The organism is Ralstonia sp. RRA (assembly GCF_037023145.1).
Taxonomy (GTDB): Bacteria; Pseudomonadota; Gammaproteobacteria; order Burkholderiales; family Burkholderiaceae; genus Ralstonia.
Window position 1 is genome coordinate 479,070 of the sequence record NZ_CP146092.1, and the last position, 26,043, is coordinate 505,112.

Genomic DNA, 26,043 nt, shown 5'->3' on the forward strand with positions numbered 1-26,043 from the left:
AGTCACCAGCACCATCACCGATCTGGCGACGTCGCTCGACATCAACGCCTCCAGCTCGGCTACGCAGGCTTTGCCGACTTCCAGAACGTGTTCCGCGACAGCAAAGCGCAGCGCCACCGCCACTTCTACAGCCAGTAGGCCGAGCGGCTGGTGACGGGCAAAAATGACACGTGTGCATCCACGGCCTGCGGCAATTCAGCGCATTGGCCAGCGCCCTCTGCTACGGCCTCGGTATGATCCGCACGGATGTCGCGATGCTCGATATGCAGGGCCTGGGCGCGGCAGAAGGCCTGGCGCAATGCAGCCAGGCGACGTTGTGGTGGCGACGAACGTGGCTCCGTACACGCGCAGCGTGGCTGAAGCTGCCGCCAAGCAGACGGAGCTATCGGTGATCGCGCTCACGGACACCCTTGCCTCGCCACCGGTGCCGCCTGCGGATCGCGCCTTCCTGATCCCGCATGAGAGCGGCTTCTTCAGCAACAGCATGAGCGCCTATCTTGTATTCAGCGAAGGGCTGCTCAACCTGGTGGCGACGCGGCTTGGCAAGCGCTGGAACGGCGTGAGCGGATGATTACGGCATTGGGGGTTGAAACGTCGTAGTGAAAAACGGTGCCGAGAACGCGGCATCACACGGCAAACCTTACCTCGGCGCATGTCTCCCAAAGGTGAATGCCGCATGATGGCGTGAAGCCAATTGCCCGTGCCGACTTCTCGTTTGGCGAAACCAAGGAGGATTGGTTGATGATGAACTCCCATAGAGCGCATGCGATACCCGTGCCGTCCGACAGCATCCTAGCGCCGCTTTATAAGGGCGCGGACCTGCTGGATGCGTATGCGGTTCAGTTGCCGGCGGGGGCCAGCGACGATCTGGAAGAGTTGACGCGTGCTGGATTCGAGCGGCAGGCATGGTGGATCCGTGCCCTGACGCGGGTGCGGGACATGGTTATGGCGACAGTCGGCGTCAAATCGTCTCGTGCGGTTGGTATTGCCGCGGCGACGCGGGGGCCGGTGATCGGTTTCTTTCCACTGCTGTCGAAGAGTGCGGGGGAACTGGTGATGGGCGAGGACGATCGGCATCTCGACTTCCGGCTCGCGATCCAACTGCGCGCGGGTGCGGCAGGCGGCAAGGAGCTCGTCGTGGTGACCGTTGTGCATTGCCATAACTTGCTGGGCCGAACGTACCTCGCGGCAATCACCCCGTTCCACCGTGTGATCGCGCGGGCTAGTCTGGAACAAGCGGTAAGCCGCGCTGCCTGAACTGGTCTGCACCTGCCAATAACAAACGGGGCCATTGGCCCCGTTTGTTTTTTGGCGTCAGACGATTTCCCGCGTCTCCAAGAACTGGATGTCCGGAAACCGCTCCTGCGTCAGCCGCAGGTTCACGTTGCTCGGCGCCAGGTAGACGTAGTCACCCGCACCATCCAGCGCCACGTTGTGGCCGGCCTTGTCGATCAGCTTGTCGATGTCTTCCGGCTTGCCCTTGAGCCAGCGGGCGGTCGCGCATTCGTGCGGCTCGAAAATGGCATCGACGCCGTACTCGTGCTCCAGGCGGTGCGCCACCACGTCGAACTGCAGGATACCGACCGCACCCAGCACGAGGTCGTTCGATGCGATCGGGCGGAACATCTGCGTGGCACCTTCTTCGGCCAGCTGCTGCAAACCCTTCTGCAGTTGCTTGAGCCGCAGCGGGTTGTTCAGGCGCGCGCGGCGGAAGAATTCCGGCGCAAACGACGGGATGCCCGTGAACTTGAGCGGCTCGCCTTCGGTAAACGCATCGCCCAGGCGGATCGTGCCGTGGTTGGGCACACCGATGATGTCGCCGGCAAACGCTTCTTCCGTGGTGTTGCGGTCCTGCGCCATGAAGGTAATGGCGTTGTTGATGGCCACCGTCTTGCCGGTCGACACCTGCAGCAGCTTCATGCCGCGCTCGAAGCGGCCCGAGCATACGCGCACAAAAGCGATGCGGTCGCGGTGCTTCGGGTCCATGTTGGCCTGGATCTTGAAGACGAAGCCGGTGAACTTCTCTTCCAGCGGCTTGACTTCGCGCGTCTCGGTGGGGCGCGCCAGCGGCTCCGGCGACTGGCCCACCAGCGCGTCGAGCAGCGACTGCACACCGAAGTTGTTCACCGCCGAGCCGAAGTACACCGGGCACTGCTTGCCAGCCAGGAACGCCTCTTTGTCGAATGTGTGTGAAGCACCACGCACGAGTTCGATGTCGATGCGCAGCTCTTCGGCCTGCGAGCCGAGCACGCGATCCAGCTCCGGGTTGTCGAGGCCTTGAATCAGGCCAGCGGTTGCACCCTTCTCGCTGTCCGCATTCGGGTCGAACAGTTGCACCGTGTCGTTCACGAGGTGATACACGCCCTTGAACGATTTACCCATGCCGATCGGCCACGTCATCGGCGCGCACTGGATCTGCAGCACGCTTTCGATTTCGTCGAGCAGTTCGATGGGCGCGCGGCCTTCACGGTCGAGCTTGTTGATGAACGTGAGGATGGGCGTGCTGCGCAGGCGGCAGACGTTGAGCAGCTTGATGGTCTGCGCTTCCACGCCGTTGACGGAGTCGATCACCATGACGGCCGAGTCGACGGCCGTGAGCGTGCGATACGTGTCTTCCGAGAAGTCTTCGTGGCCCGGGGTGTCGAGCAGGTTGACGATGTAGTCGCCGCCCTCGTTCTGGTACGGAAACTGCATCACGGAAGACGTGACCGAGATGCCGCGCTGCTTTTCCATCTCCATCCAGTCGGAGGTGGCATGGCGGTTGGCCTTGCGCGCGCGCACGGCGCCAGCCATCTGAATGGCGCCGCCAAACCACAGCAGTTTTTCCGTCAACGTGGTTTTACCCGCATCCGGGTGGGCAATGATGGCGAACGTCCGGCGGCGCCGGATCTCCTGCTGCAGCGTACTCACGGGCAAAAACCGAAAGGGAGGGGTGAAAAATGCGGATGAATGCACACACGGCGTGTGTGCAGGCCGACGGGGGTCATCCTGACGGCCGATGGACTGCCCGATCGGGGTTGTCGGGGTTGCCAACCCAGGGGGCAGCCGAGATTGTACGCGATCGGCGACCTTGCTTAGGATCAACTGACCCGTCGCCTAAGCAAGGGAAACTCCGTAGGAACCGTCCGCCGGATGGCGGAGACCAATACGTTGTCGGAATGCTCCGACAACCCTTTCGGAGACGGTGTTATCGAAGTTGTCATGAAGCTCCCGTATTGTGGAGGCCGTCGCGAAACCCACACGGTGTGGTGCTTTGCGACATTGAAAGAAAGTAAGAAGTTAAGAAGTAAGGAGTCCAATCGTGCGTAGTCGAACCCCTGTCGATCCCGCAGTGCAGCGCATTCTCGAGACCACCCGTAAGGCATGGCAACTCGACGCGGAAAGCCTGCGTGCGGCGCGTCAGCAGCGTGCCGCCAATCGCCGCAAGCGGATCAAGGCGTTGCCGCAGGACAGCCTGCGGGCACTCGCAGCCCTCGCTCTGCAAGCGGAAATCCTGGCAGTGCGCAAGACCGTGGTGACGGTCGGCTAGTCGCGCAGTTTTCGTTTTCACCTGTATCCAGGGCCACAGTCGTGGCCCTTTTGTTTTGGAGCGCGGCGCATCGGGGCATGGCGGTTGCTGGGCAATGTTTGCCATCGCACTGCAGGAGCCCTTCATGACAGAGCTGAACCCTAGACCGCCGTCCGACGGCGCCACCGTCACGCCTCTGCACCCGCAGATCGATCACACCGCACAGCGCGTGAAACACGCCACGACCGAGGGCATTGACCGGCTGGCGGGCGTGGTCTCCAGCGCGCTCACGCAACTTGACCGACGTACCGAACAACTGAAGACGCTGCACGCGAACGCGTCGGTGCAGGCCAGCAGTTCCATGCGCCAGCGTCCGGTGCTGACGATCTGCCTGGCCTTTGTGGCAGGGGTGCTGCTGGAGCAGTTGACGCGGGATTAGCGTCTGCTGTCGCGCGGGCCGTTGGCTGCACCGGCGGCCAGCGTCGAGTTGAGCAGCGCAGCTTGTACGACGCCCCCCGAGGTTCCAGCCGCCCCAGTCGCCTCATCTTTGCGGCTGCCGAACAGCAACGCGTACTGGCGCGTGACCAGCGCGCCGAAAAAGAAAATCTGCGCGGAATAATAGATCCACAGCATCAACGCCACCACCGACCCGGCTGCGCCATACGAAGACGCCACTGCGCTGCTGCCGAGATACAACCCGATGAAGCGCTTGCCGAGCGAGAACAACAGCGCCGTCACTACCGCGCCCAGGGCCACGTCACGCCAGGCCACGCGCGTCTCGGGCAGCATCTTGAAGATGGTGCCGAACAACAGCGACACCACCGCAAACGCAAAGGCAGAAGACATGACCTCTGCCACCGGTGCGAAGAAGCCCGCGCCCGCCCAGATCTCACCCCAGAAGCGCTGAACTACCGCCAACGCCGCATTGACGATGAGCGACACCAGCAGCAGAAAGGCCAGCACCAGGATCAGGCTGAACGACAGCAGCCGCGCGCGCAGCAGCCCCCATAACCCGGCCTGCTGGCGCGGCGGCACTTCCCACAGTTCATCGAGGCTGCTCTTGAGTTCGGAGAAGGCGCTGGTGGCGCCAATCACCAGCAGCGCAACGGCCATCACAGCGGCAAACAGGCCGTGGCCGGAGCGCCGGGTGGCGGCCAGCACGGTCTCCACCGCCGCCGCACCTTGGTCGCCCACGAGGCCTTTGATCTGCCCAAAGATTTCGCCGCGCGCCGCCTGTTCACCAAAGAACAGCCCGGCAATCGAGATGACCAGCACCAGCACCGGCGCCATCGAGAACAGCGTGTAGAACGACAGCGCCGCGCCCTTGCTGGCTGCACGATGCACAGACCACTGCTGCGCCGCCCCGATCAGCACCTGGGCGGAACGCTTGAGCACATCGCGGTCAATGAAAAAGGCAGCCAGGCGCATGAACGGTCCTTGAGGAGAGGCGAGCGGGCAGGCCCGCGCCGCCTTCGAGCGTAGTCAGCCCGCAGCATACGCGCAAGCGGGGGTACGGGCTCAGTCGTCGTCGCTGCCCAGCAGCCGGCTGATGAGAAAGCCTGCGCCAAAGGCCAGCGCGATCGTCGCCAGCGGATGCGTGCGCATGCAGTCGGCCGCATCGTTGGCAAAGCGCTGCCGTGATGCGCGCCACTGCTCGCGCCGGGCGACGGCTTCATCGAGTGCATCGGCAGCCGCACCGGCAGTACGGTCAATGGCCTCCGCGGTCGTCGCCTTGACGCGCTCGGCAGCCTGCACCACATCTTCGCGGATCAGGTTGCCGTTGCCATCGGATTTGGGAAACGGATTGGTCTGGGACGGTTCCATGGGTCTGCGCTCCTGAGATTGCATCGCGTATCGATTGGCACGCGCATGAGGTTGGCTGCGCCCTCACCTGCGCCCGGCCACTAGGCCCCAAAGCAGACTCACCACAAACAGCACCACGAAGATCATGAACAGGATCTTGGCAATGCCGGCTGCGCTGGCGGCAATGCCACCAAACCCAAGCACGGCCGAGATCAGCGCGATGATGAAAAAGATAACGGCGTAATGCAGCATGGCAACCTCCTGTCGGGTAGGGATACTCACCGTCAGCAAGCTGCGTACCGCGCCCGGAGCATCACCGATGTGCGCGACCTACGCCTCGGTGGCGTGCGGTCGGCCCGACCCTGAATGGGTGCCGTCGTCACCGCCTTCGCTGTTGCTGTTGCCGTATTCCTCCAGGCGGTTGTAAAGCGTCTTCAGGCTGATGCCGAGAAGCTCGGCCGCACGCTTCTTCACTCCGCCGCATTGCTCCAGCGTGGCCAGGATGATCTTCTTGTCAGCGCTGGCCAGTGACGTGCCCACCGGAATCGTCAACGTGGAGCCGGACGTGGTTTGCGTGCTCGACACCTGCAGCGGCACGTTGGCTGTGTCGATGCCCGCGTCGTCCGACAGGATGAACGCGCGCTGCACATAGTTGCGCAGCTCGCGCACGTTGCCGGGCCAGTTGTAGGCGCGCAGCGTGTCCATGGCAGGCGGCAGGAATGCCTTCTTGGTGTTGTTCTGCGCGTTGAGCTGGTCCAGGAAATGCTGCGCCAGCAGGTCGACGTCCTTGCCGCGCTCGCGCAGCGGCGGCAGTTGCAGAGGGAACACGTTCAGGCGGTGATACAGGTCAGCCCGCAGCTTGCCGTCGGCCACGGCTTCTTCCGGGTCGCGGTTGGTCGCGGCAATCACGCGCACGTCGGAGTCGATCTCGCGGTTGGTGCCTACCCGCATGAACACGCCGGTTTCCAGCACACGCAGCAGTTTCACCTGCAGCTCGATCGGCATTTCGGTAATTTCATCAAGGAACAGCGTGCCGCCGTTGGCGCGCTCGAAGTAGCCCTTGTGCTGGCGATCGGCGCCGGTAAAGCTGCCGCGCTCGTGGCCGAACATTTCCGACTCGATCAGGTTGGGCGAGATGGCGCCGCAGTTGACCGGCAGGAAGGGCTGCTTGCGACGCAGGCTCAGGTCGTGGATGGTCTGGGCGGCCAGCTCCTTACCGGTGCCGGATTCGCCGATGAGCAGCACGGTCGCCTCGGTGGGCGCCACGCGGCTGACCTGGTCGTACAGCGTCTGCATGGCCGGCGAGTTGCCGAGCATCTGGCCGAACAGGCCCAGCCGGCGCAGCTCGCCGCGCAGGTTGCCGATCTCGGCCTTCAGATCACCCGGGCGCGGAATGCGCGCGAGCACGGATTTGAGCCGCTGGAAGTTGACCGGCTTGACGAGGTAGTCGGCCGCGCCCATGCGCAGCGCCTCGACGGCGGTCTCCACACTGGCATGGCCGGTCATGACGATGATCTCGGTGCCGGAATGCGGCTCGATGTCTTCCATCAGATCCATGCCGTTGCCGTCAGGCAGCAGCAGGTCGATCAGGACGGCATCGGGGCTGTGACGCGACATCTGAATGCGCGCATCGCGCAGCGAACCGGCCTGCGCGGTGGTGAACCCTTCCGCACTCACCAGCTCACCCAGGGCGGCGCGAGCGTTGGCATCGTCTTCGACAATCAGAATATGTGGCATCTCGATTCGATTGGGTGGCCGGCGGTTCGATTGGGCCGTCGGCGGTCAATGCGCGGGGCAACTGCGGGCCTTCCATGCGCGGGCAGGCGGCAGGTGCAAAAAGTATTCCATCGCAGACCCGCTTGGCGGCGGGCGCAGTGGTTGTGCAGCCAAGCCCTGGTGCCCGTGCAGAGATCGGTAACTTTTACACGCTCATGTGCAAGAAAAGACTCGGAGGCGTCACTCCGAGTGGTCGGCCCGACCAAGCGGGTGTGATCTCAGCATAGGTGAGAAGGCCCTGGCTTCGCCACCCGTCGGCCCGAATGGACAACGGATGGACACGATAGGCCGCCTGAAGGGAAGAAGCGGAGTGAAAGCTGCGCCCCGCCAACGTTTCGGGCCCGTTTCTTGTCAGCGTTTGGCCGACAGGATGGCCGAAACGTCAGCGCATGCCTGACATACAACGCGCTGGGGCGGCCCCGATAATGGCTCAACTTTTCAACACAATGTGACGGGATGACGACGCGCCAAGCCATCGGGAGCCAGCATCGCTGAACAGGCGGCGGCTCCGTGCCGGGACGTCCCCGTCGTGACCGACCACGAGGGAGCCATGTCCTTGAGCGAAGCCAACGCCTTCGATCGTGCAGTCACTGCCGGGCGCCTACGCTGCCCCCCCGGCCTGGCCGAACTCGCCGAGTTCGACGATACCGATCACGTGTCGACAGAAACCGACACCCCCGCCAGCCAAGCCACCCAGACCATCGCGGCACCCGATTTCGGTCACCTCTATGGCCGCTCCCCGGTCATGCGCGCGCTGTACAGCCAGATCGCTAAGGTGTCGAACACGCTGGCCACCGTGCTCATCATGGGCGAGTCGGGCACCGGCAAGGAGCTGATCGCGAACACCGTGCATGACATGAGCGCACGTGCCGACCAAGCCTTCATTGCCGTCAACTGTGGTGCCATTTCGCCCAACCTGATCGAGTCCGAGCTGTTCGGCCACGAAAAGGGCAGCTTTACCGGCGCAGCGCAGCGCCATATCGGCTATTTCGAGCACGCCAGCGGCGGCACCATCTTCCTGGACGAGATCACCGAGATGCCGGTGGAGATGCAGGTGAAACTGCTGCGTGTGCTGGAGACCGGTGTCTTCATGCGCGTGGGCGGCACCGAGCCGATCCAGACGCGCGTGCGCATCATTGCGGCTACCAACCGCAACCTGATGGAGGCCGTGGCCGACGGCGCGTTTCGCGAAGACCTGATGTACCGCCTGGCCGTGGTGCCACTGCACGTGCCGCCGCTGCGCGAGCGCGACGACGACATCGAAGAACTGGCCCTGCACTTTCTCGCGCAGTTCAATGCCGCGCACCAGACCGACAAGGTGTTCTCGCGCGCGGCACTCGGTGTGTTGCGCAACCATGCTTGGCCCGGCAACGTGCGCGAGCTGCGCAATGCGGTGCAGCGCGGCTACATCCTCGGCGAGAAGACCATCGAGCTGACCGCCCCGCTGGCGTCGCCGCGCGGCCCCGCGCAGCCGAGCGTCAAGGAGGGTGTGCTGAGCCTGTCGGTGGGCGTGACGCTGGCCGATGCGCAACGCACGCTGATCCTGGCCACGCTGGAGCACTTTCGTGGTGACAAGCGCCAGGCGGCCAAGACGCTGGGCGTGAGCCTGAAGACGCTCTACAACCGGCTCGAGCTCTACCAGAACACCGCTGCGGCCAGCATGGCGGCCTGATCCAGCGCTTCCTCGACGCCGCCTACCGTACACCGTACGCATCCGTGCTGAACGCATCAGCGCGGATGCGTGCGCGTGCGCTCGCCCGGGTGCTCATGCGGCGCACGGCGAGGTGCGGGTTCCGCAGCGGTCGCCGCAGCGCATTCCATTCGGCCCGCCTGCGGTAGCGTTAGAGATTGGACTCGCATGGCGGGCCTCCTCATATGTGGTTCGATGGATGGGTCGGCTACTGGCTTTGCTTGGCCGCACCCGCTGGCGCGGTGCCGGCACCTGCTGCCGCGTCATTGCCGCCAGAGGCCTTGCCTGCGTCTGACGTATCACCTGCGCTGGCGCTGCCCGATCCGCCTGACTTGCTTGAAGACTTCGCGTGGTGCGACTTCTTGTGCTTGGCCTTTGGCTTGGCGCCTTCGGCATTGCCGTCGGCAGGCATGGCATCCGTGCCCGCCTTGGGCGCATTGGTGGGCGCATCTGCCGGCGCGGGGTTGGTTTGGGCCAAGGCCGTTGTCATGCCAAGGGCCAGGACGGTGCCCGCGAGGGCGGCAGTCAGCGTGCGTGATTGCATCGGTTTCTCCTTACGTGTGACGGTGATGGAACGCGAAGCCGGCGTGCAGCCGGTCCCCGGTCACCACAGCAACGCATGTACCCGCCATGCCACCCGTTGCCATTGCACGATGCGGCCCGCGTGTGCGCACAACGCTGTCATGTGCCGGCAACAATGCGCATATAAAAACGACATGACCATGTAGAAACGGCGTGCCTGCCACCTGCAAAGCCTTGTCGCATCTGTGTTTGCTGACATGGCACACGCTTTGCATCAAAGGAGGGGCATGCTGGTTGTGAGACCAGCGCCCACTCACCCAAGGAGGCAAGGCGAATGGTCAAGGCCGCTCTCGAAATGCGTGCGAAGCAGCATCTCGCGCTGACGCCGCGGCTGCAGCAGTCCGTGAAACTGTTGCAGTTGTCCGCCAACGAATTTGCGCAGGAAATGCAAGAAGCGCTCGCCAGCAACCCGTTCCTGGAAGAGGTCGAACACGAGGCAGGCGCGCAGGCCCAGGCCGATGGCGTTGCCCGCACGGGTGAAGTGCCGGCATCCATCGAGCCGGACGGCGCGATCGCTGACACCTCGCACGCAGATGCAGCGCCGCTGGAGACCACTACCAGCGCTATCGAAACCGATCCGGCCATCGCTGCATCGGAAGAGTTTCCTGCAGATTTCAGCACCTATTACAACCACAACGGCAGCCGTCATGGCGACGGTGAAGACAGCGACATCGGCGAATGGGTGCACGCTACCCCGAGCCTGCGTGAACACCTGCATGAAGAGCTGCTGAGCTACCGCCTGTCGGACCGCGACCGTGTACTGGCGCAGACCGTGGTTGAAGCCCTGGACGACGATGGCTACCTGCGCCAGCTGCTCTCCGAGTTGATGCCGATGGCGCCTGTGGAGCCCGTGCCCACCGAGAAGGAAATGCAGATCGCGCTGGCGCTGGTGCAGAGCCTGGACCCGCCGGGCGTGGCGGCGCGTGATCTGTCCGAATGCCTGCGCCTGCAGATCGAAGCACGCCCAGCCGACACCGAAACCGAAGAACGCATTCAGGAGATCGCACAGGACATCGTGCAAAGCCATCTGCCGCGTCTGGCCAAGCGCGAGTTCGTGCAGATGCGCCGCGCACTCGGCTGTACCGAAGAAGAACTGCGCGACGCCTGTGCACTGATCCGCGCGCTGGACCCGCGCCCGGGGCAGCGCTTCTCTCAGGCGCATGCGGGCTACATCGTGCCGGATGTGTTTGTCACCAAGATCAAGGGCAAGTGGGTGGCCGTCACCAATCCGGCGGTAGCGCCGTGCGCGCGCATCAACAAGGTCTACGCCGAACTCTTTGCACAGACGCGCGGCCACAACCGCACGCCGCTGGCGCACCAGCTGCAGGAAGCGCGCTGGCTGATCCGCAACGCGCAGCAGCGCTTTGCCACCATCCAGCGTGTGGCCGAGGCCATCGTTGCGCACCAGAAGCATTTTCTGGAATACGGCGAGGTGGCGATGAAGCCGCTGGTGCTGCGTGACGTGGCAGAAGAGCTCGGCCTGCATGAGTCGACCATCTCGCGCGCCACCGGCAACAAGTACATGGCCACGCCGCGCGGCATCTTCGAGTTCAAGCATTTCTTCTCGCGCCAGCTCGCCACTGACACGGGCGGTGCATGTTCGGCCGCATCGGTGCGGGCGCTGCTCAAGGAGATGATCGAAGCCGAAGACGCCGATGCACCGCTCTCCGATGTGTCGCTCGCCAAGATGCTGGCTGACCAAGGCGTGATCGTTGCGCGCCGTACGGTGGCCAAGTACCGCGGGTTGATGCGCATTGCACCGGCCGAGTTGCGCCGCCAGGTCTGACCCGCTGCCCACCACCCGCCAACAGGACACCCGTGCGCAAGCTGCCAAACCATCACGCTCACCCCGACCACGCTGACGACGCGGCAACCACGTCGTTCCACCTGGCCGATGTGACGATGTTCTGGGCGGCGGAAAGCGGCGGCGTCAAACGCTACCTGCGCGCCAAGCACAACTTCCTGCGGAGTACACGCTGGCGGCACACGCTGGTGGTGCCGGGCACAGCAGACGATGCATCCAACGAGGTTGCCGTGGTGCCCGGCGTACCGTTGCCGATGTCCGCCGGCTACCGCGTGCCGCTGCGTTGCGGCCCGGCCGAGCGTGCGTTGTGCGCGCTGTCGCCGGACCTGATTGAAGCGGGTGACCCCTACCGGCTGTCGTGGGCGGCGTTACATGCGGGCGCGCGGCTGCAGGTGCCGGTGGTGGCGTTCTGCCATTCCGATCTGCCAGCCTTTTTCCGCCGCCTGGGTGGCCCGCCCGCCGAGCTGGCGGCAGCCGCCTACGCGCGCAAGCTGTATCCGCACTTCGACACGGTGTTCGTACCCAGCCGCTACATCGCCCAGAAGGTGGCCGACCTGGGCGTGCAGCGCATTGAACTGCAACCGCTTGGCGTAGACACGCGCCTGTTCCACCCAGCACGGCGCTCGCTACGCTGGCGCGAGCAGCTTGGTCTGCCGCGCGACGCGCGCGTGCTGCTCTACGTGGGCCGCTATGCGCCGGAGAAAAACCTGCACGTGTTGTGCGAGGCGGTGGACAAGCTCGACGATGGCAGCGTGCTGGTCACGATCGGTTCTGGGCCGACACCGCCGCGCGGCAAACACGTACGCGCCTTGCCGTACGAAGGTGATGCGCAGCAACTGGCGGCAGCCATGGCCAGCGCCGATGTCTTCGTGCATGCGGGCGATCAGGAAACCTTCGGCCTTGTCGCACTGGAGGCCATGGCCAGCGGCGTGCCGGTGGTGACATGCTCGGCGGGAGGCTTGGCGGAGCTGGTGCACGAGACCGTCGGCCATGCCGTCCCGCACTGCCGGGCAGACGATTTTGCGCAGGCGCTACGTGCACTCCAGCAACGCGATCCGGTGGCACTGGCACATGCCGCGCGCCGCCACGCCATGCAATACGACTGGCACGCAGTGCTGCCGCAACTGCAACGCCGCTACCTGGCACTGCTTGGCCGACAAGCCGAGTTGGTCAACGAAACCCCACGCCACACCCGCGAGCGCTTACACGCCTTACGCACCCGATAGACGAGCCCATCCACCATGTCGCGCTACCTGGTCATTGCCATGCACGATGTCACGCCCGCGACCTGGCCGGCGTGCATGGCCTTGCTTTCTGCATTGGATGAGGTCTGCCCAGTACCGAAATCGCTCCTGGTGATTCCCAACTACCATCAGGCGCCCACCGCACGCAACAGCGAGCGCTTCTGCCGCCTGATGACCGAGCGCCTGGCCCTGGGCGATGAACTCGTCCTGCACGGCTACGCGCACCTGGACGACCAGCCCCCTGGCGGCTTTGTTGATCAACTGATCCGCACGCGCTATACGGCGGGGGAAGGCGAGTTCTCGGCGATTCCGCTGGCGACAGCGCGTGCGCGCATGGAAGCCGGCGCCGCCTGGTTTGCCGCCAACGGCTGGCCGCTGCATGGCTTTGTCGCGCCGGCATGGCTGATGAATGCAGCCACGTGGCAAGCACTCGATGCGCTGCCGCTGCGCTACACGACGACACTGCAGCGCTTCTACCTGCTACACCCAACGCGCGCGCTGAAGGCGCCCTGCCTGACCTATAGCGTGCGGACCAACGTGCGCCGACTGGTGTCGCGCTACTACCTGCGCTGGCTGACGCGGCAACATGCCAACACGCCGCTGCTGCGCCTGGGCCTGCATCCGGCGGATGCCGCCTATCCGGACGTCATCCGCCATTGGCAAGACCTGCTGGCCACCTGCCTGGAAACCCGCACGCCGGTCACCAAGAACGGCTTTGCGCAGGTGTTTGCACAGGCATTGATGGGGGACCCGGAAACCGCCCTGGCCGGCCGACCGCTGACGTCGTACTAGATGACGAGATTCACTTAACTTTGAACTTTGTTCGTTTAACTCTGAACTCCCTGCGGCACGCGCCCCGCGGTACGGTCGTGGGTAAGGAACACGGAAGGGCCAACAGGGACTGCCGGGCAACCGGCAGAAAGCGAGGCAGAGGCCGGAATCGGGGCGCGATCGGCAGAACGGGGAGGATATTAGGCTCAGTTCGGCCACGAGCCGCCGGTCGACGTCGCCATCTGGTCTGAATAGCCAAGATCTCGTCCGCCCCCGCTGAATGGCCGGTTTCCGGCGAGCGAATTGCAGGCGGTACCTCAACCAGCCAACAAAGGCCCGTTGAGAAGGGCCGCTCGGAGTTCCTTGCAGGCATGGTCAACTCATGCTGCCGCCAATCGCCACCCGAGAGGGACCCCGCTTGGTGCCAACTGATTCACGGGCTTCGATTTCCAAATCAAGGTACCCCATCCTATCCGAAGAGGGAAACGATTGATCGGGTGGAGGGGTGCGCGGAGCGGCAACTACCAAAGTCCACTGCCCCGCAACGCCCCTTAACGTCGGCGTCAACTTTATGGCCCCGCGTTCCCACGCTGCGGCAGGAGCACTAGGTCGGCCGCTTCGTCAGCATCTTTCAGGAGCATCTTGCGGGGCGTGCCTATGTGCGCACGCATTGTCAACCCGCGCGCAAGATCCGTGACTTGCGTTGCGCGCGCGACTACGGGGAAGTCAGATGCGATTTCTCCCGCACTGATCCCGTCCCGGAAACGGCGCTCCACTAGCGCCGTGCCACCCGCGACGGCGCTCTGCAAAAACCGCTGAACCTCGGCGTCGTTCACAAGCGGCGCGACGCACACCATAAGGCAGCCCCGGGCGGACCCTTTCGCCGTCGCACTCTCGACGGCGAACCTCAAAAAGCCCGAGATAGAGTCGCGAAGACTCTCTGGCGAGAGGAGCGCCTTCGCGGCCTTTGCGCCTTTCCGTTCTGCATACGCCTTCAGGACGCGCAAGAATATCTCCCGCTTGTCGCCGAAGACGGCATACAGGCTCGGCCGTCCCACGCCCATCCCCGCGACAAGGTCGTCGATCGTGACGCCGTCATAGCCTTTCGACCAGAACACCTGAGTTGCCTTTTGCAGCGCCTCTATCTCGTCGAAGCTGCGGGGCCGTCCACGCGGCGCAGGTGAATTCTGAACCATTTAGTTTCAAACTCCTTGACGCCTGTTCTTGCATGAATATATAACTGAACAGTTCTAAATTGGCAAGTTGGCTCCAGCCTCGCGGGACCATACGGCCCGACCTTAACCCTCTACCACGGAGACGCCCTTGGAACATTCGATCGCTCTCGTAACCGGCACCACCTCCGGGCTCGGTCATGCTGCGGCCCGCCTTCTTGCTGGAGAGGGCTGGCGCGAGATCATCATCACCGGGCGCAGCGTGGCTCGAACCCGGGAAACGGCCGCACAGCTTGCGGCGGAGACCAAAAGACAGATCTTCACGCCGCTCGAGCTGGACCTGGACACGCCCGCCTGCGTTCAGTCCGCGCTTGTCGAGCGAGGCCGGCCGATCGATTTCCTGCTGCTCAATGCCGGGATGGTCCCGGGCAAGCAGCGGGTGATCACAGCGGCGGGCGTCGAGGCTTCTCAGGCCCCGCTCATCGGCCATCATCAATTGACCGTCGGATTGCTCCGCGCCCACCTGCTGAGCCCCAACGCACGGATTGTCATTGCCAGCGCGGAACCTGCCCGAGGGGGCGTACCCATGTTCAAGTACACCGACGTGGACACACTCGCTGCCAAATACCACGGAGGCGACCTGACCGCTGCTATGGAACCCCTGCTGCGCAATGGGCCGAACGTGAGGTATGTGCCCAACAACGCGTATGCCGACGCGAAGCTCATCGTTGCTTGGTGGGCTGCGGCGCTGGCGCGTCGGCTACCTTCCCACATGGCCGTATACGCTGTCTCGCCTGGTGCGGCAACCTCTACCAAGGTTTCGCGACAAGCTAGCCTGGCCGTGAAGTATCTGTTCATCCCGATCGCGAACCTCATTCCCGGCATGAATCAGACGCCGGAGACGGCGGCTCGTCGGTACCTCCAGGCGTCGGCGTTCGGAACCGATGTCTCAGGGCAATTCTTCGCCTCGGCTGAAGGGAAATTCTCGGGCCCAATTGAGGCGCAGCGCCACCCACACCTACACGATGGCGCTTTTCAAGAAGCCGCGTGGCAGGCCATCGTCAACGTCTCTGGCGTTAACCTCCCTGTGGCCAACTTGCATTAGAAGATCAGGCGTCCGCTACTCGTCCGGAGGAGCGTCCGGTTCGGGGCGCTCGGTGCGGGTAGGCCGGTGGCTGTTATCGGGTCGGAACACGCACTGCCGACTGGTCCCTTCCGGTATGTGGAATTCCACTGGCCTCTTTCTGGCAATGCAATTGAAGAGCGGGTTGACGCCAGCCAATCACCGGCGGACATCGAACGGCCAATGTTCGACCATCTGGTGTCACACATGGCGACGGACGCTCTTGAGCTACACACCGGATGCAGTCCTCCACCGTCAAACCACGAACGCCCACTTCTGGCCGATTGGCTGAGATCGCCAACGGCCGCTTAGTGGCACTCCAGTTTGCAAGATCTGGATTTGGCTGACCGAGTGGTTTGAAGAAGGTTGTCTGACCGAAACGGGTCGATCACGGCCGGCCCGTGCTATTTCTGACGTTGGAAACGTAGCCAGAAAGTTCAGAGTTAAGAGAACCAAAACTCGGATAGTTCAACGTTAAGTGAACCAGCAATTCAGACTTAATTGAGTGCGGTCTTTGGAAAGCACGGCGCTCGCTGATGCGAGAGTTCAGCGTTGAGTGAATCTCAACGCTAGAGCAGCCACACCGACAACCCGCCAATCAGCATCCCGAGCCCAGCGCCGGCCAGCACATCGCTCGGGTAATGCAAGCCAAGCACCACCCGTGACAGCGCAACCATGAGCGTGAACGGCACCAGCGCCAGTGCCATGCGCGGATAGTACGCAGCGATCACGATGGTGAATGACACGGCGTGCAGCGTGTGCCCGGAAGGGAAGCTGAACTGGTCGAGCACGCGACCGCACAGGTGGATCTCCTTGCAGGAAAGATACGGGCGCGGTCGGCACACACCGCGCTTGAGGAGGAGGTAGATGACCAGCGACAGCAGCCCCGTGAGGCCCATCTGCTTGGCACACGCCCAGCCTGCCGCCCCACCAACCACAGGCAACGCCGCCATCAACGCGTACCACAGCATGCCGTCGCCCAGGCGGCTGACGCCGCGATAGAAGCGCATGGCCACCGCATCGCCAGCAACGTGGTTGAGCGCAACGGCCAGTTGGCGGTCACGCTCACGCCAGCGCTTCCAGTCAGGCCAGGCGTGGGTCGCCATCGTAGGCCTCGCCGGTGATGGCTGCGTGATGCACAGCCATGAGCGCCGCTTCAAAACGTTCGAGCACACGCGGCCAATCCAGTTGCTGCGCAGCCAGCCATGCGGCGTGACCCAGGCGCTGACGTTGCGCGGCATCGGTGGCGAGCTGCAGGGCGGCAAGCGTGAACCCAGCCGCATCCCCCACGGGTATTGGGCAACCGTTCTCGCCAGCGCGCAGGTGCATGCCTGCCGCTGCCGTATCGAATGCCACCACCGGCAAGCCGCTGGCCATGGCTTCAACAACGACATTGCCAAAGGTCTCGGTCAGGCTGGGGAAGAGAAACAGATCGGCCGAAGCATAATGCGCGGCCAGTGCCTCGCCACGCTGCATGCCGGCAAACACGGCATCGGGACAACGCTGCTGCAGCGCGCGCCGCAACGGTCCATCGCCCACCAGCACCAGCCGCGCGCTGGGCACGCGTTGACGCACGGCATCGAATGCGTGGAGTGCCACGTCCAGGTTCTTCTCCACCGCCAGGCGACCAACCATGAGCATTACCGGTGCATCGTCGGCAACGCCCCACTGTGCGCGCAACGTGTGGCTGCGATAGTGCGGCGCGAACTGACGCGCATCAACACCACGTGTGCTGACCGTCAGGCGCTCGAAGCCGAAGTCCGCCAACTGCCGCTGCAACTCGCGCGTGGGGACGAAGGTGCGGTCCGTGCGGTTGTGAAAGGCGCGCAGATAGCCACGCACCAGCCCCTGCGCACCGTCCCAGGCGTAGTGACGCCCGTACTCATCAAAACGCGTGCGGAAGTCAGACGTCACCGGCACCCGCAACTGCCGGGCAGCACGGACGGCCGACCAGCCGAGCGGGCCTTCGGTGGCCACGTGCACAAGCTCAGGCCGATGCACTTGCCACGCCCGCAGCAAACGGCGGCGCGCGGGCAAGCCCATCCGCAAATCCGGATAGAGCGGGATCGGCACACCGGGCACACGCAGCGTGTCACCTGCCCACGCAGGCTGGCCAGCATCGATGGCACGTTGGCGCGGGCGCACGAGCATCACGTCGTGCCCACGCGCGTGCAGAAACGCCACCGTGCGCGCGGCGGTCAGCGACACGCCGTTCAACTCCGGCGGCCAGGTCTCGGTCACATAGGCAAGACGCATGGGGCCGCTCAACGCTGGTGCGCGTGACTGTGCGCGGGCTTACCCGCGTCACCGCGCTTGTCGGCCAGCTCATCGGCGCTGCGGTTGGCGACCTGGCGATCGTGGTCTTCGCGATTGGCCGTGCAGCGCTCGCGCACGACGCGTTCAATGCCCGGTGTGTTGTGCAGATCGGTGTCGAGCTGTCCGCTCTCGATGTCGCGGGCCGCTTGCTCGATGTTGGCGCGTGGGCCGGAGTGTTGCTCGTCCAGCCGCTGATCGCGCTCATGCGGTAGGTGGCCTGATGTCCCCGGTCCCGCCCCGGATCTCTCGTGATCGTGCTCTGGTTTGCCGAGCACGCGATCGACACGTTCGCTAACGTGCCCGGCATTGGGGGCGCGCGGCGGCGCGGTGTTTGCCGATGATTCGTCGCGCTGGTGCGGGGCGCGCACGGTGGCGCGTGGGTGCGGGGTCATGGCGCCCTCCTGCGGACGAAACCTGGATACCCTGCACACCGCAACCGGCGTGCCACACCAACGCTGGTGAGCATGACCCAGGCAAGACGCGCGCTGCATCCATGCCCCGCGGCGCACGGTGCCTGATACTGCCGGAGCAACCGATGCGCTGGTCGCGTAAGGGTTACATCTGCCGTGTAACGCTTGCGTTGCGCCGACGCGCCCGTCGCCTACAGCCGCGCCAGCGTGCGCAACGCGCGTACCAGATCGTGCGGTGATACCGGTTTGACCAGATGCTCGTGAAAACCACTCGCCAGCGCACGCACGCGGTCGTCCGGCTGCGCGAATGCGGTCAGGGCAATCGCCGCAATCGGTGTGGCGCCGGCGGACACACGCTGGCGTTCCCACCAGCGGACCTTCTGCAGGATCACGTAGCCGTCTTCGTCCGGCAGCGCGATGTCGCACACCATGACCTGCGGGCGCGCCAACGGCCCCCAGGCGTCGAGTTGGTGGATGGCTTCCTGGCCGGAACCGACGCTGCCCACATCGGCCCCAACCTGCGCCAGCAACGTCGCCAGCGCATCGCGTGCATCCTGCTGGTCATCGATGAGCAACACGCGCAAACCGGCCAGTGAGGGCAGCGGCCCGCCTTGCGCAGGGTCTTCCGCAAGCGGTGCAGTCATCTCTGCGCCGGCGTGCAACGGCAGGTAGACGGTGAAGGTCGCACCGCGATGTTCGCCGTCGCTGTGCGCATGCAGGCGGCCGCCATGCAGCTCGGTCAACCGCTTGACGAGTGCCAACCCGAGCCCCAGGCCGCCGGTGTGCCGCGTGTGCGAGTCGTCTGCCTGACGAAACGGATCGAACAGATACGGCACAAAGGCCGGCGCGATACCACGGCCGTTGTCGCGCACCACGATGCGCGCCACCTCGCCCACTAGGTCGGTCGACAGCCAAACGTCGCCGCCCTCCGGGGTGAACTTGATGGCGTTGGTCAGCAGGTTCCAGACGATCTGCTGGATGCGATCCGCATCGCCATCAATCTCGTGCGCCTCCAGCGCGGAGGAGGTATGCAGGGTGATGCGACGGTCGGCAGCCAATGCGCGCACGCTATTGAGCGCGCTCTCCAGAGCGGTACGCAGCGTGAAGGGTTCCCGCGTCAGGCGCAGCTTGCCGCTCATCACACGCGTGGCGTCCAGCAGGTCTTCGATCAACCGTACCTGCTGCTCCACACCGGCCTTGATGCCGGCCAGCGCGCGTTGCATCAATGGCGCGCCACCTGAGATCTGGTTTTCAAGCACGTAGGCCCAGTTCTGAATGCCGTTGAGCGGCGAGCGCAGCTCGTGCGACACCACCGCCAGAAACTGATCGCGCGCCAGCGCAGCGGCTTCTGCCTGGGCACGTGCAGCCTGCTCACGCAGCAGCAACGCATTGCGTTCGCGCTCGGCCTCCGTACGCTCGGTCACGTCATAGACGATCAGCAGCGCCGCCTCCATCTCGCCAAAGCGATCGGCCTCTGGAATCACGCGCGCGTTGTAGTACGCAATGCGTTTGCGCTCGGTGTTGGCGTCCAGGTGCAGCGTCAAGGTCTGCTCGGTGCCGGTCTCAAATGCCTGCCGCGTTGCCTTGTCCAGCGGACCGGTCACACTCGCCGGCAATGGCGATTCCACCAGCATCTGACCAATCACGTCGGCGGGTGTCACGCCAAAGGCGTCGGTCACGGCGCGGTTTACGTAGACACAACGCAGCTCACGATCGAGCCGCGCAATCACGTCGGGGGCGTTCTCGACCAGCGTGACGAACTCGCGCTCGTGGCGAAAGCGCTCACGCTCGACTTCCTTGCGCTCGGTGATGTCATCCACCACGCACACAAGCGCCAGCACGCTGCCATCCGGCCCGTATTGCGGCGTGTAAGCGGCATGCACGAAGCGGCGCCCGATGTCGCGCGGGTACTCCAGCTCCATCTCGAAATCAACACGGCGGCCGGCAAAACCTTCGGCCAAGTGGGTGAGCACACGCGAGTAGGCCACGTCCCCCATCAGTTCACGCAGATGGCGCCCCAGCACGTCGTCCACCGGCAGCCCAAAGCGCTGCGCGTACGCACGGTTGGCAAACCGTACGCAATGCGCAGTGTCGATCTGCACCAGCGGAAACGGCACACTCTCGGTCAGCCATTGCAACTGGAATTCGGATTCAGCAAGCGCGGCCAGCGCCTGCTGACGCTGCGTCACGTCTTCGAGCAGACCCACGGCGTGGGCCGGTACGCCGTGGGTACGCGGCATCAGGTAGCCACGCTCGCGCACACGGCGCTCAAGTTGATCAGCACCGATCCAGCGATACTCAAGCGTGAAGCCATGCCCATGTGCCAAACCACTCCAGGCGGTGCGCAGCGCAGCGTGATCATCCGGATGGACGTACGCCAGCCAGTGCTCGCGGGCGCCACAGAGGGTGTCGGGCTGCACGCCCCAGCTCTGGGCGGCGGCGCTCACGTGCAGTCGTGTTCCCGTCGCCGGATCATCCGCCCAGAACACATCGAGATATCGACCGCCGACAGGCATGGGCGCCGCGGGCTGCGTGCCGTGCGGTGTAGCCGACAGGTTGCCTGCTGGTTCGCTCATCCCATCCCCTGGCCAGCCGGACATGTGCCGGCACGTGAACTTCATCTCCTTAACTAGCAGTTTTTGTTCCCGGGCCGGTGCACGTGAACGCGCTTACTTCGACGGCAGTTCGGAGGCTGTCTGCGAAGCGCCGTTGGCCTGTGCCACCAGCACCCGAATGGCGTTCGGCGTGACCGCGCCCACACCGCCGGCAGGCAGTGTGGTGATCAGCCAGTCGGCGTTGTTGGCCAGGCTGAATGGTTGCGAAGCAAAGATGACGTTCTTTGTACCTGCCGTCGTCACGCTCACCTGGTACGTACCGCCATCCAGATAGATCGAGTCCTGCGTGCTGACCGGCGATGCGGCCCCATATGCCGCGCCGCTCATGGTGGGCGAAAGGGTGGTGATATCAGCATTTGGCGCGGTCACATACACGTCAACGTTGTTCGCGTTGTATGACGCGTTGAAGGTACGCACGCGTGCCTTGTCTGAGAGAATCGACTTGTTGTACGGATCATCGATGATGGACAGGCTGGTCGCGGTGCCAGTGGCCGCGACGATTGCCAGTGCGGTATAGCGATGTCCGTTGGCTGGGGAAAGACTCGCCGTAGCCAGCGGCGCCGAGGTACCGGCGCTCGCCACGGTCGCAACGGTCGGCACCGAATCGATCCCGAAATAGCTGCTGACGCTCTTGAAGCCAACGTTGGCAATCTTGACGGTGCCGTTCACGCCAAAGTCGACGTTCTGGATGAACGGATTGGCATGCACCGTGCGGTACTGCGGCGCGCTGGTGCCAATGATCTGGCCGATATCGTCATCGCCACCACCGCACGCCGCCAGCACGCCCAGTGAGCCCAATGCAAGCACGGCGGCAATCTTCCTGATCTGGTTCTTCTTCATCTTCAACCTCAGAGGAGAATGGTTCGAAGCGGGTGATCACCTTGCCGCGCACCCGCGTGTGTAGTTGTCCAATGCGACGCTCCCATACCGAGCACGGTGCGTGCCTGCGCCGGTTGAATCCGCACTCCAGTGACGCGCTTGCCGCTGTGTCCCTACGCGGCTCGCTATACTTGCGCGATCCACCTCACCCTCGTGCACGACGCGTTCCAGCATGTCCGAACCGCGCCCGGCAGACGCCGCGCCTCCTCCCGAGAAAGCCGCCTCCCAGGCGGATCTGCAAGCGTTCGCGCAAGATCGCAAACGTGTGCAGGCGTGGCTTGACGCACGGGCAACGGGCGCGCGCGCGGTGGGGGCGTCAACGCTGTCGCAGTACCGTGTGGAAGCGGAGCGCGTGTGCTGGTATGCGCGCACGTTTGGCAAGCCGATCGTCAATTGGCTGCGCGACGACGCCGTCGCCTATCTGCGCTTTTTGCAAGAACCACCTGCCTGGGCCATCAGCGCGCGTGGCATCGAACGTGACGATGCCAACTGGACACCACTGCGCGGCGCGCTCTCGGCACGCTCCACTCGCCAGAGCAGTGTGATCACCGCCAACCTGTGCGGCTGGCTGCAACGCACCGGCTATCTGCGCACGAACCCGTTTCTCGATGACAACGCGATCGTCATCACCGTACCGGAGCCGAGCACGACATCCGCCGCACCATCGGTACCGCAGTCGGCCGTCGAGTCCGAAGCCTCGCTGAGCGCCGCCGACACGACACTGCTGGTGGATGCGGTGCGCGCACGCGTGGCGTTGGGCCGTGAAGCCCGCCTGCGCCAGGCACGCGATCGCTTCCTCGCCGAGCTGCTCGCACATGCGGGCCTGCGTGTGTCGGAACTCGTGAGCGCGCGCATGGGCGATGTCGCGCTGCATGCCGTCTCCACGGCGCAAGCGTCAACCGATGACGCGCTGCCGGCATCCGTCTGGTTGCTGGCGGTCGGCAGCGGACGTACACAGCGGTGGCTACCGTGCGATGCGTTGATGGTCGCGCTGCGCGAGTACCGCACCGCGTTCGGTCTGTCGCCGCTGCCGTTGCCCGACGAAGCCACGCCGCTGCTGCTCTCGATCCGTAAACGCTCCCCGCGCCGTGCCGACGGCAGCATCATCGATTCCCCCGCCTTGCGCCGCGATTTCGGCGAGCGCAAGGGCATTGCCTCACGCTCGCAACTGCTACAGATCGTGAAAGCCATGCTGGTCGAAGCTGCGGACTACGCACGCACCCTCGGCCAGAGCGATGCGGCGGCACGCCTGGCGCATGCCTCGCTGCGCGGTGTTCGTGGCGCACACCTACGCGAGCGGCTTGCCTCTGGTGAGGCGGCGGCCGACGTGGCCCATGCTCTCGGCCTGGCAGCGCTGCCCACTGCCGCCGCACGAGCACGTGAAGCCAATCTGACCGCCAGCATTGCCGAGGCGGCACGCAAACTGGCCACACCGTCGGCCTGACATTCCTCCACATATCACGCAGAAACGGGTACGCACTGCGTGCGTTTACCGTGTCCACTCGAATCGTTGAGACCGATTGTTGGCGCGATTTTCGCAACAGTTGTCGCTCACATCGTCCGCAGAATTGGGTACGCTCTGCTGCGTAATCGCCGACATCGTTACGCAGAAACGGGTACGCCAGCGCTCAAAGTTGCACGCAGAAATGGGTACGCTTTTGGCACACGGGCATAAAAAACGCGGACCCGAAGGTCCGCGTTGTCTGATTGCCGGTCGGCAGCACAGCGTGTTCAGTGTCCGCCCGAGAGATAGAAGAACCGGAACAGAAACACTGCCGAGATGATCCACACGATGATCGGCACCTCGCGCATGCGGCCCGTGAACAGCTTCAGACCCGAGTACGTGATGAAGCCAAACGCGACGCCGTTGGCGATCGAGTAGGTGAACGGCATCATGAGTGCGGTCAGCACCGCCGGCACGGCTTCGGTCGTATCTTCCCAGTTCAGGTCGACCAGCTCGCGCAACATCAGGCACGACACGTACAGCAATGCGGGCGCCGTCGCATAGGCCGGCACCACACCAGCCAGCGGCGAGAAGAACAGGCACAACAGGAAGAGCACGGCCACCGTCAGCGCGGTCAGGCCCGTGCGGCCGCCGGCCTGCACGCCCGATGCACTCTCGATATACGCGGTGGTGGACGACGTGCCCAGCAGTGAACCGGCCATGATGGCGGTGCTGTCGGCCAGCAGCGCCTTGTTCAGGCGGTCCATCTTGCCCTCCTTGAGCAGGCCTGCGCGGTTGGCCACGCCCATCAGCGTACCGGTCGCGTCAAACAGCTCCACCAGGAAGAACACCAGCACCACGTTCAGGATGCCCACCGACAGCGCGCCCATGATGTCGAGCTGCAGGAACGTCGGCGCCAGCGACGGCGGCATCGACACCACGCCGTGGAACGTGTTGCCGGCAAAGAAGAAGCTGGCCACCGTCACGGCCAGGATGCCGATCAGGATGGCCCCCTTCACGCGCAGGTGATCCAGCGCCACGATCAGGAAGAAGCCGATCACCGCCAGGATGACCGAGGGCTGATGCACATCGCCCAGCGTCACCAGCGTCGCCGGATGACCGACGATCAGCCCCGCGCCACGCAGCGACACAATGCCCAGGAACAGCCCGATACCCGCCGTGATCGCCACGCGGATCGAATGCGGAATCCCGCTGACGATCATCTTGCGGATGCCAAACAAGCTCACCAGCAAGAACAGGCAGCCCGAGATGAACACCGCACCGAGCGCCGCCTGCCACGCAAAGCCCATGCCCTTGACCACGGCGTACGCAAAGTACGCGTTCAGCCCCATGCCCGGCGCCATCGCGATCGGGTAGTTGGCGTACATCCCCATGATGATCGTGCCGATCGCCGCAGCAATACACGTGGCAACGAACACGGCATCGTGCGGCATGCCCGCGTCAGCCAGGATGTTCGGGTTGACGAAGATGATGTACGCCATCGTGAGGAACGTCGTCAGGCCGGCAAGCAATTCCGTGCGGACATCGGTCTGGTGTTCCTCGAGCTTGAAGGTGCGCGCGAGCCAAGTCATGCGGGTTGTCTCCTCTTGTTGTGAAGTGTCATCGCTGGCCAGCCCAGGGTAGAGCCGTGTCCCCCCGATGCACGCCCGCCACGGGGCGAGGCTACTCTGAACAAGATTCCGGCACACCAAAGCGTGCCGATCGAAATACAGTGCATTCGGATGGAATGATGGAAAACGCGCCAGAGCAGTGCTAGCTGCCCGGCGCGGGATGCGCATCATGCCCGAAACATGGTCGGTCCGCACGCGCCTGTGCATCGGCCCGAATGCAGTCCGCCGCAGTGCACAGACCGTACCCATTTCTGCGAAACGCTGATGCCATGAAGCCTGGTGGACAATTTGCGTACCCGTTTCTGCGCACACCCTCGCAGAAACGGGTACGGGTCGCACAAAGGTGAACACCTCGTCTCGTCAAGATCGCGATGATGGCCAGGCGTACCCGTTTCTGCGGAAGTCCGGAAGGTGCGGCGTACCCGTTTCTGCGGGGTTGAGCGGGTTCCGATGCCAGCAGAGCGAACCCGTTTCTGCGTAACCCCGGGAGAACGGGCGTACCCATTTCTGCGAGCAGGCATCGATTCTGATGATGGAGAAGCGAACCTGTTTCTGCGTGCTTGTTCGCAGAAACAGGTTCGCTTGCCATGCAGACGCGCAAGGCAAGCCGTTGGCGGATAAGGGTTTTTACTCGCAGAAACAGGTACGGCCGCTCAGGCAAGCACCTGCTCGGGAGGCTGGCATACAGACTGCACGCCTTGAGGTTTCAGCGATGAAAGTTGTGTCACCCGTTACCGACGACAGTTCCCGGGGACTTGGCATCCATGCAGCCGCCGATCAGCCCTTCGCAGAAACAGGTACGCATAGATTTGAGCGTGATGCTGAAGAGTAGGTACTTGCTTCTACATAGACTCAGTTAAAACAAGGCTGCCTGAAAACGCATTGCGCAACGGCACGCAGAATTAGGTACGCCCACATGGAGACAGTTTGTCGATTGGGCCGCAGAAACGGGTACGCTTTGGGCCAGCGCAAGCGGTTTTGATCGAAAACGTGGTCATTTCACCCGCAGAAACGGGTACGCATCCGAAGAAACGCCATGAATTTCGGTCGCCGCCGGCCGTTTTCTGTGGATAACACTGTGGACAACCTCATGTTGTCCCCGCAGAAATGGGGACGGGCTTTGCGCAGAAGCGGGTACGGTTTCGCGCAGAAGCGGGTACGCCACCACGCAGAATCAGGTTCGCACCTTCGCAGAATCGGGTACAAAATGGACCCCTAAACCCAATGCTGGCAAGGCTTTGCGGGACGCGTATACGGTTTACCTGTAGTAAACGT

General features: G+C 64.0%; 22 protein-coding genes and 1 pseudogene. 10 read left to right on the forward strand and 13 right to left on the reverse strand.

The features are described from left to right. Nucleotides 1–10: 10 nt before the first annotated feature. Both V6657_RS20225 and V6657_RS20230 read left to right on the forward strand, forming a co-directional pair. Nucleotides 11–600, forward strand: a pseudogene (locus tag V6657_RS20225) (RpiR family transcriptional regulator); the annotation flags it as partial. Between the two features lie 141 nt (nucleotides 601–741). Next, nucleotides 742–1,257, forward strand: coding sequence for a DUF2867 domain-containing protein (locus V6657_RS20230; protein WP_048934943.1), 516 nt, complete (start codon nucleotides 742–744; stop codon nucleotides 1,255–1,257). A gap of 57 nt (nucleotides 1,258–1,314) precedes the next feature. On the opposite strand, the gene V6657_RS20235 is transcribed toward V6657_RS20230, so the two are convergent. Beyond that, nucleotides 1,315–2,910, reverse strand: a complete 1,596-nt coding sequence (locus tag V6657_RS20235; protein WP_048934774.1) for a peptide chain release factor 3 — start codon at nucleotides 2,908–2,910, stop codon at nucleotides 1,315–1,317. Nucleotides 2,911–3,301: 391 nt separating this feature from the next. On the opposite strand from V6657_RS20235, the gene V6657_RS20240 reads away from it, so the two are divergent. Both V6657_RS20240 and V6657_RS20245 read left to right on the forward strand, forming a co-directional pair. After that, a complete protein-coding gene (locus V6657_RS20240) occupies nucleotides 3,302–3,529 on the forward strand; it encodes a hypothetical protein (protein WP_039596537.1) in 228 nt (75 codons plus the stop codon). 124 nt (nucleotides 3,530–3,653) lie between these two features. After that, nucleotides 3,654–3,947, forward strand: coding sequence for a hypothetical protein (locus V6657_RS20245; RefSeq protein ID WP_048934942.1), 294 nt, complete (start codon nucleotides 3,654–3,656; stop codon nucleotides 3,945–3,947). Here the strand turns inward: V6657_RS20245 and V6657_RS20250 are convergent. The 4 genes from V6657_RS20250 to V6657_RS20265 all read right to left on the reverse strand — a co-directional run bounded on the left by V6657_RS20250 (nucleotide 3,944) and on the right by V6657_RS20265 (nucleotide 7,048). Beyond that, nucleotides 3,944–4,936, reverse strand: coding sequence for a YihY/virulence factor BrkB family protein (locus tag V6657_RS20250; protein ID WP_048934773.1), 993 nt, complete (start codon nucleotides 4,934–4,936; stop codon nucleotides 3,944–3,946). The genes V6657_RS20245 and V6657_RS20250 overlap by 4 nt on opposite strands. A gap of 90 nt (nucleotides 4,937–5,026) precedes the next feature. Beyond that, nucleotides 5,027–5,332: a membrane protein gene (locus V6657_RS20255; RefSeq protein ID WP_048934772.1), complete on the reverse strand. Its 306-nt coding sequence runs from the start codon at nucleotides 5,330–5,332 to the stop codon at nucleotides 5,027–5,029. Nucleotides 5,333–5,395: 63 nt separating this feature from the next. After that, the gene (locus tag V6657_RS20260; RefSeq protein ID WP_048934771.1) at nucleotides 5,396–5,563 is read right to left on the reverse strand and encodes a DUF1328 family protein; all 168 of its coding nucleotides are present in this window, start codon (nucleotides 5,561–5,563) and stop codon (nucleotides 5,396–5,398) included. A 78-nt stretch (nucleotides 5,564–5,641) separates the two neighbouring features. Then, entirely contained in the window at nucleotides 5,642–7,048 is a 1,407-nt protein-coding gene (locus V6657_RS20265) for a sigma-54 dependent transcriptional regulator (RefSeq protein WP_048934770.1), read from the reverse strand. A 589-nt stretch (nucleotides 7,049–7,637) separates the two neighbouring features. Between V6657_RS20265 and V6657_RS20270 the strand changes: the two genes are divergently transcribed. Continuing rightward, the gene (locus tag V6657_RS20270; protein ID WP_048934769.1) at nucleotides 7,638–8,759 is read left to right on the forward strand and encodes a sigma-54 dependent transcriptional regulator; all 1,122 of its coding nucleotides are present in this window, start codon (nucleotides 7,638–7,640) and stop codon (nucleotides 8,757–8,759) included. Between the two features lie 226 nt (nucleotides 8,760–8,985). Here V6657_RS20270 and V6657_RS20275 read toward each other — a convergent pair whose 3' ends face one another. Beyond that, nucleotides 8,986–9,321, reverse strand: a complete 336-nt coding sequence (locus tag V6657_RS20275; RefSeq protein WP_048934768.1) for a hypothetical protein — start codon at nucleotides 9,319–9,321, stop codon at nucleotides 8,986–8,988. A gap of 312 nt (nucleotides 9,322–9,633) precedes the next feature. On the opposite strand from V6657_RS20275, the gene V6657_RS20280 reads away from it, so the two are divergent. From V6657_RS20280 to V6657_RS20290, 3 genes are read left to right on the forward strand one after another with little or no spacing between them, the layout of a single operon-like run. Then, complete coding sequence (locus V6657_RS20280; protein WP_048934767.1) at nucleotides 9,634–11,145, forward strand: RNA polymerase factor sigma-54; 1,512 nt, start codon at nucleotides 9,634–9,636, stop codon at nucleotides 11,143–11,145. A 32-nt stretch (nucleotides 11,146–11,177) separates the two neighbouring features. Continuing rightward, nucleotides 11,178–12,389, forward strand: a complete 1,212-nt coding sequence (locus V6657_RS20285; RefSeq protein ID WP_248694733.1) for a glycosyltransferase — start codon at nucleotides 11,178–11,180, stop codon at nucleotides 12,387–12,389. 15 nt (nucleotides 12,390–12,404) lie between these two features. Beyond that, nucleotides 12,405–13,199 carry a DUF2334 domain-containing protein gene (locus tag V6657_RS20290; RefSeq protein WP_048934766.1) on the forward strand — a complete coding sequence of 265 codons (795 nt, stop codon included), beginning with the start codon at nucleotides 12,405–12,407 and terminating at the stop codon, nucleotides 13,197–13,199. A 548-nt stretch (nucleotides 13,200–13,747) separates the two neighbouring features. Here the strand turns inward: V6657_RS20290 and V6657_RS20295 are convergent. After that, nucleotides 13,748–14,374, reverse strand: coding sequence for a TetR/AcrR family transcriptional regulator (locus V6657_RS20295; RefSeq protein ID WP_048934765.1), 627 nt, complete (start codon nucleotides 14,372–14,374; stop codon nucleotides 13,748–13,750). 127 nt (nucleotides 14,375–14,501) lie between these two features. On the opposite strand from V6657_RS20295, the gene V6657_RS20300 reads away from it, so the two are divergent. Further along, complete coding sequence (locus tag V6657_RS20300; protein ID WP_048934764.1) at nucleotides 14,502–15,455, forward strand: SDR family NAD(P)-dependent oxidoreductase; 954 nt, start codon at nucleotides 14,502–14,504, stop codon at nucleotides 15,453–15,455. A gap of 587 nt (nucleotides 15,456–16,042) precedes the next feature. Here the strand turns inward: V6657_RS20300 and V6657_RS20305 are convergent. The 5 genes from V6657_RS20305 to V6657_RS20325 all read right to left on the reverse strand — a co-directional run bounded on the left by V6657_RS20305 (nucleotide 16,043) and on the right by V6657_RS20325 (nucleotide 21,654). Continuing rightward, entirely contained in the window at nucleotides 16,043–16,579 is a 537-nt protein-coding gene (locus V6657_RS20305) for a phosphatase PAP2 family protein (RefSeq protein WP_137884783.1), read from the reverse strand. Next, nucleotides 16,557–17,729: a glycosyltransferase family 1 protein gene (locus tag V6657_RS20310; RefSeq protein ID WP_048934762.1), complete on the reverse strand. Its 1,173-nt coding sequence runs from the start codon at nucleotides 17,727–17,729 to the stop codon at nucleotides 16,557–16,559. Before V6657_RS20310 ends, V6657_RS20305 begins: the two co-directional genes overlap by 23 nt. Before the next feature lie 8 nt (nucleotides 17,730–17,737). Then, nucleotides 17,738–18,181, reverse strand: a complete 444-nt coding sequence (locus V6657_RS20315; RefSeq protein ID WP_048934761.1) for a hypothetical protein — start codon at nucleotides 18,179–18,181, stop codon at nucleotides 17,738–17,740. 209 nt (nucleotides 18,182–18,390) lie between these two features. After that, nucleotides 18,391–20,715 carry a PAS domain-containing protein gene (locus V6657_RS20320; protein ID WP_048934940.1) on the reverse strand — a complete coding sequence of 775 codons (2,325 nt, stop codon included), beginning with the start codon at nucleotides 20,713–20,715 and terminating at the stop codon, nucleotides 18,391–18,393. Between the two features lie 153 nt (nucleotides 20,716–20,868). Beyond that, nucleotides 20,869–21,654: a DUF4397 domain-containing protein gene (locus V6657_RS20325; RefSeq protein ID WP_082170244.1), complete on the reverse strand. Its 786-nt coding sequence runs from the start codon at nucleotides 21,652–21,654 to the stop codon at nucleotides 20,869–20,871. Nucleotides 21,655–21,865: 211 nt separating this feature from the next. Here V6657_RS20325 and V6657_RS20330 point away from each other — a divergent pair, with 211 nt between their 5' ends. Then, complete coding sequence (locus tag V6657_RS20330; RefSeq protein WP_048934760.1) at nucleotides 21,866–23,137, forward strand: integrase; 1,272 nt, start codon at nucleotides 21,866–21,868, stop codon at nucleotides 23,135–23,137. Between the two features lie 287 nt (nucleotides 23,138–23,424). On the opposite strand, the gene V6657_RS20335 is transcribed toward V6657_RS20330, so the two are convergent. Continuing rightward, complete coding sequence (locus V6657_RS20335) at nucleotides 23,425–24,729, reverse strand: NCS2 family permease (protein ID WP_048934759.1); 1,305 nt, start codon at nucleotides 24,727–24,729, stop codon at nucleotides 23,425–23,427. Between the last annotated feature and the right edge of the window lie 1,314 nt (nucleotides 24,730–26,043).